This window comes from Pseudomonas sp. MS646 (genome assembly GCF_036693845.1).
In the GTDB taxonomy this organism is placed as follows: Bacteria; Pseudomonadota; Gammaproteobacteria; order Pseudomonadales; family Pseudomonadaceae; genus Aquipseudomonas; species Aquipseudomonas chlororaphis_E.
The window spans coordinates 3016858-3031224 of the sequence record NZ_CP144763.1 but is presented as its reverse complement, the minus strand read 5'-3'; the positions used below and the strand labels follow the sequence as shown (position 1 = coordinate 3031224).

The following is a 14367-nucleotide window of genomic DNA, read 5'->3' as shown; positions in this document are numbered from 1 at the left end:
GCGCATGGGCTAAGACGACATTTTTACGCGCTTCTTACGAGGAGGTGCTGGGCAATTGAGAGGGGAATGGTTTGCGCAAGACAAGCTGCCTGGCTGATATTTACCGCACGACGAGGCAACGCCAGGGAATGAAGGTGACGCGCTCACCGAGTGCCACCTTCATTCATCAGCAGGCCGGGGCCTAGACGGTTCCTTTTTCTGCGTTGAAGCCGTCGAAGTTATCGAAGACGCCCATGAAGCCCGCAACGGTCGTCTCTCGCGCCCAGTCGCGCTGCAGTTCGCAGTACATCTGCACGCGGCTGATCATTTTTGCGCCCGCCTGTTCCATTCGACGCAATGCGGCTTCATGCGCGGCCGTGGAAGTTCCCCCAACCGCATCAATCGGGACATAAACCTCAAAACCTTCCTGGATCGCGTCGAGAACCGGAAAGGTCAGGCAGGCTTCAGTCCACAGTGCAGTCATGATCAATTTGCGACGCCCACAGGCTTTCACCGCTTGCTTGAATTCGGTGTCTTCCCAGCTGTTGATCGAGGTGCGGTCGTAGGTCGGCAAGTGACCGAGCACGTCTTGCAACTGCTCAATAGGCGGCTGGTTGCGACCGGTGCCGACATTGACGGTGGAGTGGATGATAGGGAGGTTGAAGTTAACGGCCGCCTTGGCCACGCTGGTTATGTTGAACACCAGTTCGTCGCGAGGCATGGAACGGATCGAAGACACTTGAATCGGCTGGTAGTCGATAAGGATAAACGCCGAGTTCTCAGGCGTCAGGAGTGCGTCGGTGTGGGGGTTACGGATCGTTTCGCTCGTCATGGCAGGTCCTCATTATGACGGTGGTCCAAGCGCTCGCTTCGGCTGGATATCACACGCATCAGGCAACGATCGCGAACTGGCTGTGGCGAATGGAGCATGAGCCGTCAACCGGCAATACATCCGTGGCGTCGCTGCCTGTGATCAGCATTCTGTTGTTCCCTAACCCCCTTAGGTAGTGGCATCGTTCGGTTAACTGTGTCGCACAAAGGGGAACGCCAAGTTGGATATCGAAGCGCTCGAGACGTTTGTCCAGGTTGCTGATGCCGGAGGCGTTTCGCCTGCTGCACTGAGGCTGGGGGTATCAAAATCAATCATTAGTCGCAGGTTGATACGCCTGGAAACGGAGCTTGGGGTGCAGTTGCTTACACGCACCACCCGCGGCGCAGCATTGACAGAGGCCGGAGCTACGTTCCGCGACCACGCGGCCAAGGTATGTGCCGAAATGGAAATGGCCAGAGAGGCCATTCTGCCTGCTGGCCCCTTGCGTGGTCGCCTGCGAGTGGCCGCACCACTGTCTTTCGGCCCGACACATTTCGCCCCTGTCATTTCGCAAATGGCCCGCCGCCATCCACAGTTGCAGATTCAAACCTGCTACAGCGATCGCTTTGTCGATCTCATTGCCGAGGGGTACGACTGTGGCATCCGGGTTGGCTACCTGCCTGACTCCAACCTCATTGGCAGGCGTATCGGCCCGATCGGCGTGAAACTGGTCGCAAGCCCGTCCTACATCAAGGAACATGGGTCGCCACAACGGCCGGAGGACCTGGCCTCGCATCAAGCATTGATGCAGAGCACGGAGGCCTGGCAATTTGTGGATGGCGACAGGGTCGTTTCGGTTCGCCCCCAAGGGCAATTCAAAGCCGACAACGGCGTTGCGCTCGTCGCCGCCGCAGTAGCAGGGCTCGGTGTAGCTTACCTGCCGGATTGTCTCACCCATGAAAACATCATGTCCGAGGCGTTGGTGCCAATCATGACAGCTTATCCTCCGCCTCCAGCCGGAGCGTATCTGGTGCGTCCACCAGGTGCGCATCCGGCGCGAAAAATCCGCGTCCTCACCGAGCTTCTAATCGAGCATTTCGGCACATCTCCCCATTTTGCCGGGGGCGCTTCCAACTGATCCAACGGGGGGCGCTCGTTGCCGTTTCTATTGAGGCGGCCATATTTACGGCACCTCGAAATTCTCATAGCCCAGGGAAATCGAATCGCTTCTGGGATAGCTGACATACACCATCTCGCCATAGTTGCTGGCGACCAGCACGTAGGGCCATTTGCCGTTGGCCTTTCGCAGGTCCTCATACAAAGGCAGGAAGAAGTCTTTGGTCTGACCCTGTGGGTCGTAGGGGACCTCACCGATAAAGATCGGATAACGCCCGCCGTTGCACAGCTGTACCCGCTCCAGCTTGATGCCGCTTTTCTCCAAAACGGCGCGGGCAGGGTGTTGCCAGGTGGCGAGGTCGACATCCTGGCAATCGTGGGTCTTCTGGGTGTAGAGCTCGGTGTCCGGGAGGGCTGGGTACGCCAGGGCCTGGCCGGTCAGGAGCAGTAGAACCAGGGGCAAAAGACGCTGCATGAAGAGGGTCCGAATGAGGGGGAGGGTGATTGTAAGGGCTTTTGCGCGAGATCCAAGGCTTGAACCGTCGCGCAATCGCCTGTTTCCAAAGCCATCATCGATCAGTGCGCACCAGCGTTGAAGAAAAATTCCTCCTGTTCGACGGCCGTAAACGCGGCGCCCTCGATGTGGTAGACGGTGGGCTCTTCAGAAAAATACGGCTCCAGCCCCCTCATGAATAGCCGATGGTCTTCACTCGCTTCGAACCCCGGCGTGTGATCCTCAAGTGAAGCCCAACGCACGATGAGGTTGAATTGGCCGGGGTTCTCGATACCTTGCGCGAGCAGGTGGCCGCCGTAGCCTTTTGCACGAGACAGTAAAGGCGTGACATCGGCAAAGGCGCGCCTGAAGGTTTCGATGCGGTCCTGGTGTACGGGGAGCAGGGCGATCTCATAGATCATGATGTTCATCCATTGTGATTTGAACGGTTAGTGACAGCCATTCAGGCGATCAGCGATGGCTCGACGGCAATCGCAATTTTCCCTTGGAGGCCGTTGTTCGGGCTTTCCAGCCGGGCATGAGCAAGGGGGATGTCTTCAAGTGAATAAACCGCTCCCACGTGTGGCCGTAGCTGACCGCGGTTGATCAAGGCACTCAACTCATCGAGCTTGCCACGGTTTTGTCGGGTGAAAACGAAGTGGTAGCTGGCGTTCTTGCCCCAGGCCTGGATGAGGTTCTGTGGCTGGGCAATGTCTACGATCGAGACCACGCGGCCCAGTTGAGCCAACACGTCGGGGCTGCGCGACAGCGTGTTGCCGCCGATGGTGTCAAACACCACATCGACGCCTTGGCCGGTCGTTTCGCGGTTGATGACCTCGACGTAATCCTCTTTTTCGTAGTCGATGACCACATCGGCTCCCATGGCACGGGCGAACTCGGCGTTAGCTTCGCGCACGGTGGTGAACACCCTCGCGCCGATGGCCTTTGCCAACTGGATCGCTACATGGCCAACGCCTCCCGCACCGCCATGGATGAGGATGCTTTCACCCACTCTCAGGCCTGCGCGGACGACCAGGGCCTCCCACGCCGTCCCGCCAACCAGGCTCAGGCTCGCCGCCTCAAGGTGGTTCAACGCAGCGGGCTTCTTGCCGATGATGCTTTCGGCGGCGACGTGGTACTCGGCATAGCTGCCGGAACCGTCGAATATCTGCGGGGTGTACCAGACTTCATCCCCCGGCACGAAAGACGTGACGCCAGGCCCGACGCTTTCAACGACGCCAGAGATGTCGTGGCCGGTGATGGTCGGCAGCGCCACCAGGTCGGGGTAGTCGCCGCGCCGGACCTGGTAATCCAACGGATTGATGGAGGTCGCATGCACCCGGACCAGGACGTGTCCGGGCCCCGGCACTGGCTTGGGCAACTCGCGAAGTTCGAACGATTCCGGGCCGCCAAATGAGGTGAGCATCATCGCTTTCATTGCAAAATCCTCTAATCGATAAAATTAGATATCGAGATATTTCGATATCCTGTGATAAAAAAAACCTACAACTCTTTCCCAATCAGCTCGGAGAGGGCGCTGATAGTGGCTTCGTTGCGCTTGTAATAGGTCCACTGACCGATGCGCCTGACCTCGACCAGACCCACCCGTTGCAGCGTTGCAAGATAACCAGACACCGTGGACTGAGACAGGCCGATGCCTTCCTGGATACTGCTGACACAGACACCCACCGTGTGAACGTCACCTTCATCCTGTGGAGGGAAGTTCTTTACGGGGTCCTTCAAGCCTTTCAGGATTTGCAGGCGAGTAGGGTTCGAGAGGGCTTTGAATATGTCGAGTAGTTCCATGCGCCCAGGATATCGAGATTTTTCGATATGTCAATACGCGTATTGCAGGCACATCAGTCAGGCCTGTCGAAGGCTGTGATAGCACCTGTTTCAGGCCGGGCCTGCGGCACACCCGGCCGGTCCGCGGCATCAAAGATCATCCTCGCACGGCGAAAACACTCCGCGTTTTCCAACAGCCAAGTCCACAACGGCACCATTCGGACCAGAAAACTGCGCCCCAGCGGGGTCAGCTCGTAATCGACCCGGGGCGGCGTTTCGCCGTGGTCGAAGCGAGCAATCAGACCGTCACGCTGCAGTTGTCGCAAGCAAGTACCGTGCGGTGTTCGCTCAAGGCAGAGGCGTTGCGTGGGATAAAGCGCGGACGTACAACGGCGAGCGGCAAATCGAGACGACCAATGTGGTGCGGTGGATTGAGCAGAATCTGCTTTGACAGGGGTTGTTTTGTATAGAGGTGGTCTGGAGGTGGAGGGTTTTATGGTCGCAGCTGGTTGAATTTCTGTGGGGGTGTGGCGTGGTAGGTGTAATATCTTGTTACGCATAATGTATATTATGTTAAACAATAGGTTTATAGAACAACAGATCACCAATAGAACCACATTCTACACCGGCCCCCAGCCCGCCCCATCCAAATGGGCCTCCAGCATCCCAACAGCCCTGAGCCATCTTGACCACACTTGAGCGCTCTGCTCCTCAGCTACGGCACCCAAACCGGCAGTTTCGAGTTACCAGGTTTGTCGATGATGATCGCTAAGCTTTGCTTGGCCCGTGTAGCAGCAACATAAAAGGCAGCCGCTGACGTTGACTCCAGATAGGTCTGTTTCTGAATAAAGGCCTTGATTGGCGCGGTAGGCATGATCAGCACGCGCTCGAATGTGGCACCTTTCGACAATTTGAAATTCATGAAATCCAACGCAAACTCCTTGCCAGAAGCTATGGTGCTGCGCAAGCACTGAGGTCGGTATTGCTCAACGTATTGATGAACGTGCTTGGAATGCACTAAGTACACGCCATCATGTTCAGACACCGCGTGGTTCTCTGACGTGGTTCCTGGGAAGCCCCAAGACGCATCAAAAATTGTGTCAGAGAACGTCGCGATTTCAGTTCGGCAGCGGTAAGTCGTGGTCGCATAGTCAATGCTAAGCAGCCCTACTTTTTCGCGCACAAGAAACCATTCAAGCGCACCTGCGTACCCATACTGTTTGTTTTTCTGTCCCCTCGGGTTTGTCGAGAGCACCGCCTGGCGCACGTCACCAACCATGCGGACGTCGATCCTCGACTCAAGTAATTCATGGACGATTTCCCAATCGTAGCCACTGAGATCTTGTACCTCGTCGATCAGAATCTCGTCGTAGATAGACTCCAGTCGTCGTAACAACATGGGTGTGGCTACCATCAACTCGCGTGCGAGACGGCCGAGCTCGCATGCGTAGATCTGGTTGCTACCATCCATAAATCTCTGTTTGCCGTTCGCGTACATGCTTGGGCGACCTTCGAAGTTGAAGCCCCCTACCCGCTCCCTTGGGAATTTGAATGGCAGGAACGGTTTTGCAAAGTGGCGAAGCAAGAAAGTGTACCAGCCTAGAACTTCGATGTTGTGGCGATCGCCGGCTTGGGAGCCTAGGCGATGGATCAGTTCCTGCTGATTCGTCTGGGTGAACGTGACAATGAGCACACGCCGATCGGTAGGCAACTCTTTGCAGTGATCGACCAAGCCTTGAGTTTTTCTACCACCAGCGACAGCCAAGGTCAGAAGGTTAGGCATTGTGGATGAACTCCGCCGCATCCTTCATGTATCCCGGCGGGGTGAGCACCTGATCCGACTCAGCCAGTCGAATTGCCCCTTCTGTCTTCTCGCGCGTCATCCAGGTCAATAGAGTTGCTCCAGCGGTGATGCCGAGCATTTTGCGCAACTGAGGCCCGCCGTTCGCCGTAATAAGCTGGGGTTCCAGCGTGGTGCCGTCAGCAACGGTGCCGATGAACAGCTCTCTGCGCTTCACGTCCAGCCACTTTAGAACCGGAGCACGTAGGTCGATTGGGTCAACGCCGTCGTTGTCGCGCATCACGGCTACTGGCTTGTTGATCGCTGCGCAAAGCTCAAGGCATCGCGCCAGTGCCAGTCCACGCATGCTGATGACATCTATCCCGTGGGCCATCGGGCGTGCGCCGAAGCAATCGTTGTAGACACGTTCGAATATGATTTCGTCGGATGGCCCCTCGACCAAGACAACTTTTTTCGCTAGCACTAAGCGGAGGGTGTCGTAGCCAGGCAGCTTCTGAAAGTAGCTCACTGTGTCCGGATCAAGTTCTGTGATTTTGGACGCACTGTTGCGGTGAAGAAGCAGCAATGCATCGAGGCCAAGCCGGTTCAACACGTAGGTGCTGTGAGTCGAAATGAAAAGCTGCTGCTCTTCCGTCGCCAGATCTTCAATGCGATTGAGTAGGGTTGTCAGACTGGTGTGAGATAAATGGTTTTCAGGCTCCTCGATCATCACGATGTTCGCCTTCGAGGAATGACGCTTCATCGCAAGAGAGATCTTGATAGCAGCCTGTTGCCCCTGGCCTGCCATCGCGAACGGGAGCCCGTCGACATGTGGAGTAACCACGCTTTCCCAAGACGTACGAGATGTCTGATCCATTGCCAGCGCCATAGGCTCTGACTGTAGCGCGGCGCCCAGACCGGAAAGTCGCTTGTTCACCGGCGCCAGCGCACCATCAGTCATGGATGCTTTGATGCCGCGGTAGTCCAGCGAGATCTGTGCTTTCTCGGATGTTTCCAAGTGGTCGCTAAGGATCTGGCGGAGATGGTAATCAACGCCGGCGGCGGATTTGACCGTGCGAGAATCGATGGTGGCCACCGAGAGCGCCCGTGGCCGTCGTGTGAGTTCTCTATCAGCGAAGGAGCGCCATTCGTAGGTGTAATATTCGACGGGGAGCAGCACGGATGGGGCTTTCAGCCACTCATCCAACTCATCCTGATACTCCTCATTGGGGGCAATAGAAAGAACGATTCCAGGGCAGGCGTTCGTTGGGACGTCCGCGTTAACGGCGCCGAGCAACACCTGAAGTTCCAGTGTGTCTTGCAGGTAAAGCTCAATCAGGATTTCCGGGAGTTTAGGCTTCTTTCCCGCATTCCTGAGAGCAAGAAATTCAGCCACCATCTCGGTGTTGAACCAGTGAGGGTTCAGCTCCTCCAGGATCCCCCGCCCACCGATCCGTCCGTTAAGCGCCAGCGAGATCGCCTCCATCAGCGTGGACTTGCCGGCGTCATTGTCACCGACCAGGATGTTCACGCCCGGGTTGGGCTTCAGGAGGAAATCTTTGTAGATGCGGTACCCACGGATGCGGATTTTGGTAATCACGTTCGACGTTCCTTGGCAGAGGTTCCGCTAGATGGCGCTTTGATGGCCGCTTTGCTTGATGTTATAAGCGAACTGGTTCGTTGTCGACTCAGCCATATTTTTGGTGCGTTCTCCTGCTTCTACTTGACTACCGGGCAGTCAAGAACGCCCGAAATGCACTGCGCGAGCAACTCAGCCACTGTTCCCCTCCGAGAGGTAACAATCTTCCCGTCCGTTTTAAAGCACCGTCCATTCGCCTGCGACTGACGTTCTGACCTGTTACTAGGAGCCCGCCACACATATGGAAATTGAAGCGCTCAGCACCTATGCCAAGGGCGACCAATTCGAGGAGCAAGTCTTTGAGTTCTTGTCTCGTGAGATCAATGAGGGTCGCTTCTATGCGTTCCGATCTGAGTGCTGCAAAATTTTTAGGAAGAAGGGCTACTACTCGCGTGACCGAGAAGACTTCATCATTTTTGACATTTCTATCGAAGTGTTCCTACCTGGTTTCGAAACTCCATCGTTGCTTGTACTCATCGAATGCAAGAACTACAGCGGCAAAGTGCCTGTGGGAGACATCGAAGAGTTTGGTTCAAAGATACGTCAAGTGGCCGGCTTCAATGCCAAGGGTGTTTTTGCATCCTCCAGTGCGTTTCAGTCCGGCACGTTCAACATTGCTCGGAACCGAGGCTTCGGTGTCTTGCGTTACTTTGATCAATCTGAGTTTCGATGGGAACTTCCTCGCGCCCTGCTAACCGGGGCGCGTAGCGCTAGAGCCCGTAAGCGCGCAGAGATCGAGTACGCCCTAACCCAGGTGGATTTTCGGCCTACCGTTTATAGCGCCTATGCCGTAACTCCCGCCGGCTTTACGGATGGTTGGGAAGGCATCTGGAAAGGCCTCGACCTTGAGAGTGCTTTTGAAGAGAACGACTTAAGTCTGATTCGTCAGCCCACGCTTATCGCAACACCCAGGGTCGCATTCATTTCGCGGGACAGAATAGATCGCTTGGCGCAGCAGGCGTTGAAATCCATTTCATACATTCGGGGAACGGTCGATCTTACCAAGCTAGTGTCCAGGGAAGCTGGTGTCAGTGGGCTGTCCGTGAGCTTCATTGAGGGCTCGGGGTCGGCCCTCGGCAGTATCACGTTCAGCCCGCTTGAGATCAAAATCTTCTCTGCAGATAGCCAATCACATATGGCCCGATTCACACTCGCTCATGAGTTAGGGCATCACTTTCTAGGCCATAAGCGCTACATGACACGAGAAGCCATCCGAGCACAGGACATTGACCAGAGCCAGCTCATCACCATCCCCAAAGGGGAAGTCGAGCGGTTGGAGTGGCAAGCAAATACGTTCGCTTCATGTCTCTTGATGCCTAAAGAAGACTTTCAGGCTGCGTTTGGGGTGTTACTACAGCATCTAGGCATCCGAAACCGTGGTCACGGACATCTGTACCTGGACAGTCAGAGGGATAACGTCATCCAGTTTCATGCTGTGTGCAATTCCCTGAGCGAATATTTTAACGTTTCGAAAACAGCGATTCGTTTGCGCATGAGGGCGTTGGAACTGCTGGTCGAGGTTGGTCGGCAAGATTGATTGATCTGCATCTGACGGGAAGTTTATGTCGCATGGTCGGGCCGTGCTTGAGCGTACAGTCCTATATCACCCCGCCACTCTTTTACACTCCGATCGATACCTGCGCCCAGTTTCAAGCGCCAAGCTAGGCTCTGTACGAAATCCCGAGAAACCCAATTGGCGCTCCTTGCACGCTGAGATTTTGTAGAGTCACCCGCCATCACCAGAAAGGAATTCTGTGATGGCAAGGCGTTATGAACTCTCAGATGAGGCCTGGGATGTGGTCTCCGATCTCTTCATCGAAACTCATGGCCGGGGCGGCCTCGACTGAGCGACCGACTGATGCTTGACGGCGTGCTATGGGTGCTCTGTTCGGGTGCTGCATGGCGAGATATGCCTGAGCGCTTCGGCCCATGGTCAACGGTGTATCAACGGTTTCGGGGCAAGCGGTTCGCCGGGTGATGGCATGATTTGCCGGGATGGCGACGGGGCTCGGCCACGAGGGGTGATTCAGCAGCAGGTCATCGGCTCGATCACGGAGTTTCTAGCCAAGTCGTTTACGCTCAAAAGGAAGAGTTCTATAGAACACGTAACGTATAACCCTTCCCCCTAAGACGTCATATGGCTGCCACGACTCAACAGAACGCCCCTACCTCTAGGCCAGGCCGGGGCATGTTGAACATAAGCGCCGTTCCGTCTCTCAGTCGTCAATGGCCAAAGGTGGTTCAGTTAGTAGGTTAGGTCGTCGCGTGCTCATCCCGTGGCTTAACATCCGGGCAAAGTGCTCGGCAGACCATTCCTTGCGGTCTGACACTTGACCATCACCCAGCTCGACCACCCGTAATACACCATCAGACCTCAGCGCTACGTCGATCGAAAAAAAGGGACTGTCGATCAGTCGTGCACATTCGGTCACCAAACTGGGCACTTCACCAGTGGCCCCGTAGGTCTGCCCGAGAAGCACAAAGTAGCGACGCTCGGTATCTTGGAGGTATTCCTCTCGTCGTCTGACGCATATACCGCCTTCAATCTGGCCACGATACTGGCGCATAGCCTCAACCAGCGGCGCTATGCGTTCGGGAGTGTCTACCAGGCTGCCACTTCCCGTATTAAGCGACTTTACGTAGTCCTTGATGAAGTAACCCGGCCAGTGCAAACCGTCGAGTGCCTGATTGAAGTTTGCGTCGCAGGCCAGCACCACGGTTTCGCTCGTGTAGGCAACCAACAACGGGTACCACTCTGGCAAGTGATGACAGTGTCGGTATTGCGTGGCGTTGGTAAATTCAATGACACCTTTGTCGCGCAAGTGGGTAACCAAAGCGGCATAAGCGTCGGGCGTCAGCATCCACCCGCGGTACAAAACGGAGTCGCCCGGCGGGATAGGTATAGACGTCTTAAAAAAACCCATCTCAAAATCTTCAAAAGAGAACAGCGCAGCCTCCAATCCGGCAGCCACTACCGCCTCGTACTCTTCAGCGTACTGTTCATCAGGACGTTTTTTATCAAATGGGTCACTGGGATAGAGGAGGTGCATATAGCTTCCTACCGACGTGGCGGCGCAAATACCGGGTTCAATAGATCATGGCACGATGTTGTAAAGGAATGACTGTGTAAGCATCTAATCGTCCAAAAACCCTTTTTAGATGTTCCCTAGAGATCCAGCAATACTGGAAACCCACTGCCTCATAACCCCCACCGCCACACAGGCTCACTCAAACGCTCGGCAAAAAAGTCCGACAGTGCCTTGATTTTCACCGGCCGGGTGCGGGCCGAGGGGGTGACGAAATACAAGCCGCCACGCGTCATGCTCCATTCCGGCAGCACCACGACCAAGCGTCCATCGGCAAGGTATTCGCTGGCTATGAATTCCGGCAGTTCGGCAATGGCCAGTCCTTCAAGCAACACTGGCAATAACGCATCCGAGTTGGTCACTCTTAACGGGCCGCTGGGCACCACGTCTTCTTCGGTGCCGTCTTTGTGGGTAAACCGCCACACTTGGCTGCGGGCTCGATAGGCATAGCTCAGGCATGTACGGGTCGCCAGTTCGCGGGGATGGCTGGGGTGGCCGTGGGCAGCTAGATACGCCGGTGAGGCAACCAGGTATTGGGTGACCGCGCACAGATGCCGCGCAACCAGCGACGAATCCGGCAATACGGCAATGCGCAGTGCCGCATCGAAGCCCTCGGCGATCAGGTCTACCGAGGCGTCTGAAAGGTGCAGGTCAATCGAAAGCTCGGGATACAGCCGGATCAACTGCGGCATCAGCGGTGCCACCCAACGCAGTCCAAACGACATGGGGATCGCCAGGCGCACCTGGCCGCGGGGCTGGATCGATAACGCCTGAGCCTCGCTTTCCACCGCTTCAGCCTGCCGGTAGATCTCCCCTGCCCTGGCCGCCATGCTCGCGCCGAATTCTGTGAGGGCCAGTTGCCGCGAGGTGCGGTTGAACAAGCGTCCACCCAGGCGCTCCTCCAGCCGCGCGACCGCACGCGATACCGTAGGCACCGACACGCTCATGACACGCGCCGCGCCGGCGAACGAGCCCTCCTCGGCCACCTTGGCAAACATCGCCAACCCTTCGAAATCAGGAAGCTTGCTCATTTCATTTCTGCAACGATAGGTTTCAGACAATTCTATTTTGAAAGTCCCGCCCCGTCGATAAGCTTCTCTCACACCGCAAATCACTCAATCGAAATACGGGAGAAACACCATGACGAACAAACTCGAAGGCAAAATTGCATTGGTGACCGGCGGCACTACCGGCATCGGCTTGGCCACTGCAAAACGCTTCGCTCAAGAAGGCGCTCATGTCTACATCACGGGCCGTCGCCGAGCCGAGCTGGACGCCGCGGTCGCCGCTGTCGGCAACGCCACCGGCGTGCAGGTGGATTCCTCCAAGCTCGATCAGTTGGACGCGTTGTACCGCCAGATTGGCGCGGCCCACGGCCGCATTGATGTGCTGTTCGTCAATGCCGGCGGCGGCTCCATGCTGCCACTGGGCGAGATCACGGAACAGCAGTACGACGACACCTTCAATCGCAACGTAAAAGGCGTGCTGTTCACGGTGCAAAAGGCGCTGCCGCTGCTGGCTCCAAAAGCCTCGGTGATTCTCACCGGCTCCACGGCAGGCAGCTCGGGCACCGCCGCCTTTAGTGTCTACGCCGCGTCCAAGGCCGCCGTGCGCGCATTTGCACGCAACTGGATTCTGGATTTGAAAGACCGCCAGGTACGCATCAACACGATCAGCCCCGGCGCCACCCGCACGCCTGGCCTGGTTGAATTGGCCGGCCCCGATGCCGCTCAGCAACAAGGCTTACTCGACTACTTGGCATCGCTGATCCCAATGGGACGTGTCGGTGAAGCCGAAGAAATCGCCAGCGCAGCGTTGTTCCTGGCCTCGGATGACGCCAGCTTCGTCAACGGTATCGAACTGTTTGTCGACGGCGGCCAGGCGCAAATCTGACCACTCAGCGAGCGACTCCCCTGGGACGGCGCTTATAACCGTTCATCAAACGCGGCCCACTGCTATCAACGAAACAGCGTTATTGGCGTTGAACCACACTAGCAGTGGACCAACCGCAGGTAAGGAGCACGCATGACCCAAGCTTTCAACATCAGCGATCTCACCAAGCACTCCGTGCCTGACGATTTGCAGGTCACGAGCGCCAGTAGCCGGGTCAGCAAGAACCCGATCGAACTCATCGTGCAGGGTACCCCTGGCAGTGATTACCTGCGCGGTGGGCTGGCCAACGAGCTGTTGATGGGCGGAGCCGGCAACGACCAGATAGTCAGCGGGGGTGGCAATGACGTGATGGTCCCCGGTGCCGGATTCGACACCTTGTACGGTGGCGCCGGCAGCGATGTATTTCGCTTCGACCGCCTCGGCGACAGCTATATCAAGGCCGGAAGCGAGTTCACCGATGCCATCAGCTATTTTGATCCCGCCCACGATGTCCTCGACCTGTCAGCTCTGGGCTTTAGCCATCTGGGCAATGGCTACGGCGATACCCTGCACATACGTAGCGAGCCCCTGCGCGGCATCTACATTTTGGAAAACTACGAGCAAGACCATAATGGCCGGCATTTTGCCGTGCAGTTCCTGTCCAACAGCGGCCTGATTACCGATGCCAACTTGCAACCGCTGATCAACGGTACCTCGCACGACGACCTGCTGGTGGGAACCGACGCTGGCGAAACCATCAAGGCCGGCGCTGGCCGCGACACTATCGAAGCGAGTGCGGGCAATGACCGGCTATTTGGAGGCGCCGGCGGCGACACACTGAGCGGCGGCGCGGGTGCCGACACCTTTGTGTATAACCAGCTCAGCGACAGCTACCGCAACGATGCCAGTGGCAGCTACAGCCGCCGCGACCTGATCACCGATTTTAATGGCAACGACCATGACATGATCGACGTGTCCGCGCTGGCCTTCACCGGGTTGGGTAACGGCTACAACGGTACGTTGAAGGTGGTCCTCAACCTGGCGGGCGACACCACCGCGCTTAAATCACTGGAGGCCGATGCCAACGGTAACCGCTTCGAAATCCTGCTCAGTGGGAACCACGTCAGTGAACTTAATGCCAGCGGCGTGCTGTTCGCCCCGCCCAGTAATGCGACAACTGTGACCACCCCGCAGCCGATCACACCGGTGAATCTGGCCGGCGACGATAAGGCCAATACCCTGTATGGCTACTGGGGCGACGATACTCTGGCCGGCGGTGCCGGAAACGACACCCTTGAGGGTAATGCTGGCAACGACGTGCTGACCGGTGGGTTGGGCGCGGACAAGCTCACCGGCGGCACAGGCAACGACCGTTTCGTGTTCACCAGCAGCGGCGACAGCTATGCAGGCAGCAGCGACCTGATCACTGACTTCATTTGGGGCGAAGACAAGCTCGACGTCTCCGCGCTCGGCGTAACCGGTTTGGGCGATGGCCATGACGGTACCTTGCGCATGACCTACGATGAAATCAACGAACGCACTTACCTGCGTAGTAGCGAGCCAGGTGCCGATGGGCACGCCTTTCAGGTCACGCTAGCCGGATTCGATTACACGCACTTGATCACCAATGCCGACCTGGTGGTTGCCGATACGACAGAGATCGGGCTCATTGGGCACGCCACTGTTGACTACTTGAGCTAGCACTTCCCTCACAGCCGGCCATCAGCCCCCATCTTTAGCTTATGCAACGGCTACGGTGTGGGGTGCTGACCGCAGCTACGAGTCGAAAGCAGGCGTCTGAAATCG

13 protein-coding genes and 2 pseudogenes are annotated in these 14367 nt (G+C 56.8%); 5 read left to right on the top strand and 10 right to left on the bottom strand.

Features of this window, described 5'->3' with window-relative positions; translation table 11 throughout:
* Positions 1 to 181 precede the first annotated feature (181 nt).
* Positions 182 to 811, bottom strand: coding sequence for a hydrolase (locus tag V3H56_RS13375; protein WP_338474748.1), 630 nt, complete (start codon positions 809 to 811; stop codon positions 182 to 184).
* Positions 812 to 1031: 220 nt separating this feature from the next.
* Here V3H56_RS13375 and V3H56_RS13370 point away from each other — a divergent pair, with 220 nt between their 5' ends.
* Entirely contained in the window at positions 1032 to 1928 is an 897-nt protein-coding gene (locus V3H56_RS13370; RefSeq protein ID WP_042729670.1) for a LysR family transcriptional regulator, read from the top strand.
* A 45-nt stretch (positions 1929 to 1973) separates the two neighbouring features.
* On the opposite strand, the gene V3H56_RS13365 is transcribed toward V3H56_RS13370, so the two are convergent.
* The 7 genes and pseudogenes from V3H56_RS13365 to V3H56_RS13335 all read right to left on the bottom strand — a co-directional run bounded on the left by V3H56_RS13365 (position 1974) and on the right by V3H56_RS13335 (position 7564).
* Positions 1974 to 2381, bottom strand: a complete 408-nt coding sequence (locus V3H56_RS13365) for a hypothetical protein (RefSeq protein ID WP_212803797.1) — start codon at positions 2379 to 2381, stop codon at positions 1974 to 1976.
* A gap of 101 nt (positions 2382 to 2482) precedes the next feature.
* On the bottom strand, positions 2483 to 2821 hold the full coding sequence (locus V3H56_RS13360; RefSeq protein ID WP_338474747.1) for an antibiotic biosynthesis monooxygenase: 339 nt from the start codon (positions 2819 to 2821) through the stop codon (positions 2483 to 2485).
* 41 nt (positions 2822 to 2862) lie between these two features.
* On the bottom strand, positions 2863 to 3837 hold the full coding sequence (locus tag V3H56_RS13355; RefSeq protein ID WP_338474746.1) for a zinc-dependent alcohol dehydrogenase family protein: 975 nt from the start codon (positions 3835 to 3837) through the stop codon (positions 2863 to 2865).
* Positions 3838 to 3902: 65 nt separating this feature from the next.
* Positions 3903 to 4205, bottom strand: a complete 303-nt coding sequence (locus V3H56_RS13350) for a metalloregulator ArsR/SmtB family transcription factor (RefSeq protein ID WP_042728573.1) — start codon at positions 4203 to 4205, stop codon at positions 3903 to 3905.
* 53 nt (positions 4206 to 4258) lie between these two features.
* Positions 4259 to 4552 (bottom strand): annotated as a pseudogene (locus V3H56_RS13345) (winged helix-turn-helix transcriptional regulator); the annotation flags it as partial.
* Positions 4553 to 4899: 347 nt separating this feature from the next.
* Complete coding sequence (locus V3H56_RS13340; RefSeq protein ID WP_338474745.1) at positions 4900 to 5967, bottom strand: UvrD-helicase domain-containing protein; 1068 nt, start codon at positions 5965 to 5967, stop codon at positions 4900 to 4902.
* The gene (locus V3H56_RS13335) at positions 5960 to 7564 is read right to left on the bottom strand and encodes an AAA family ATPase (RefSeq protein WP_338474744.1); all 1605 of its coding nucleotides are present in this window, start codon (positions 7562 to 7564) and stop codon (positions 5960 to 5962) included. The genes V3H56_RS13340 and V3H56_RS13335 overlap by 8 nt, the downstream gene beginning before the upstream one ends.
* A gap of 280 nt (positions 7565 to 7844) precedes the next feature.
* Between V3H56_RS13335 and V3H56_RS13330 the strand changes: the two genes are divergently transcribed.
* Together V3H56_RS13330 and V3H56_RS13325 are read left to right on the top strand one after the other, a co-directional pair.
* Complete coding sequence (locus V3H56_RS13330; protein WP_338474743.1) at positions 7845 to 9140, top strand: ImmA/IrrE family metallo-endopeptidase; 1296 nt, start codon at positions 7845 to 7847, stop codon at positions 9138 to 9140.
* Positions 9141 to 9360: 220 nt separating this feature from the next.
* A pseudogene (locus tag V3H56_RS13325) lies at positions 9361 to 9560 on the top strand (transposase); the annotation flags it as partial.
* 259 nt (positions 9561 to 9819) lie between these two features.
* Here the strand turns inward: V3H56_RS13325 and V3H56_RS13320 are convergent.
* On the bottom strand, positions 9820 to 10653 hold the full coding sequence (locus V3H56_RS13320; RefSeq protein WP_338474742.1) for an ATP-grasp domain-containing protein: 834 nt from the start codon (positions 10651 to 10653) through the stop codon (positions 9820 to 9822).
* Positions 10654 to 10802: 149 nt separating this feature from the next.
* Positions 10803 to 11720, bottom strand: a complete 918-nt coding sequence (locus V3H56_RS13315; RefSeq protein WP_338474741.1) for a LysR family transcriptional regulator — start codon at positions 11718 to 11720, stop codon at positions 10803 to 10805.
* Positions 11721 to 11829: 109 nt separating this feature from the next.
* On the opposite strand from V3H56_RS13315, the gene V3H56_RS13310 reads away from it, so the two are divergent.
* Positions 11830 to 12582, top strand: coding sequence for an SDR family oxidoreductase (locus V3H56_RS13310; protein ID WP_338474740.1), 753 nt, complete (start codon positions 11830 to 11832; stop codon positions 12580 to 12582).
* Between the two features lie 132 nt (positions 12583 to 12714).
* Positions 12715 to 14262: a calcium-binding protein gene (locus tag V3H56_RS13305; RefSeq protein ID WP_338474739.1), complete on the top strand. Its 1548-nt coding sequence runs from the start codon at positions 12715 to 12717 to the stop codon at positions 14260 to 14262.
* The last annotated feature ends 105 nt before the right edge of the window (positions 14263 to 14367 follow it).

Coding starts and splice junctions, on each gene's coding strand:
- V3H56_RS13375 (WP_338474748.1), bottom strand. CDS start 811: ATGACGAGCGAAACGATCCGTAACCCCCACACCGACGCACTCCTGACG.
- V3H56_RS13315 (WP_338474741.1), bottom strand. CDS start 11,720: ATGAGCAAGCTTCCTGATTTCGAAGGGTTGGCGATGTTTGCCAAGGTG.
- V3H56_RS13320 (WP_338474742.1), bottom strand. CDS start 10,653: ATGCACCTCCTCTATCCCAGTGACCCATTTGATAAAAAACGTCCTGAT.
- V3H56_RS13330 (WP_338474743.1), top strand. CDS start 7,845: ATGGAAATTGAAGCGCTCAGCACCTATGCCAAGGGCGACCAATTCGAG.
- V3H56_RS13350 (WP_042728573.1), bottom strand. CDS start 4,205: ATGGAACTACTCGACATATTCAAAGCCCTCTCGAACCCTACTCGCCTG.
- V3H56_RS13360 (WP_338474747.1), bottom strand. CDS start 2,821: ATGATCTATGAGATCGCCCTGCTCCCCGTACACCAGGACCGCATCGAA.
- V3H56_RS13305 (WP_338474739.1), top strand. CDS start 12,715: ATGACCCAAGCTTTCAACATCAGCGATCTCACCAAGCACTCCGTGCCT.
- V3H56_RS13310 (WP_338474740.1), top strand. CDS start 11,830: ATGACGAACAAACTCGAAGGCAAAATTGCATTGGTGACCGGCGGCACT.
- V3H56_RS13340 (WP_338474745.1), bottom strand. CDS start 5,967: ATGCCTAACCTTCTGACCTTGGCTGTCGCTGGTGGTAGAAAAACTCAA.
- V3H56_RS13365 (WP_212803797.1), bottom strand. CDS start 2,381: ATGCAGCGTCTTTTGCCCCTGGTTCTACTGCTCCTGACCGGCCAGGCC.
- V3H56_RS13355 (WP_338474746.1), bottom strand. CDS start 3,837: ATGAAAGCGATGATGCTCACCTCATTTGGCGGCCCGGAATCGTTCGAA.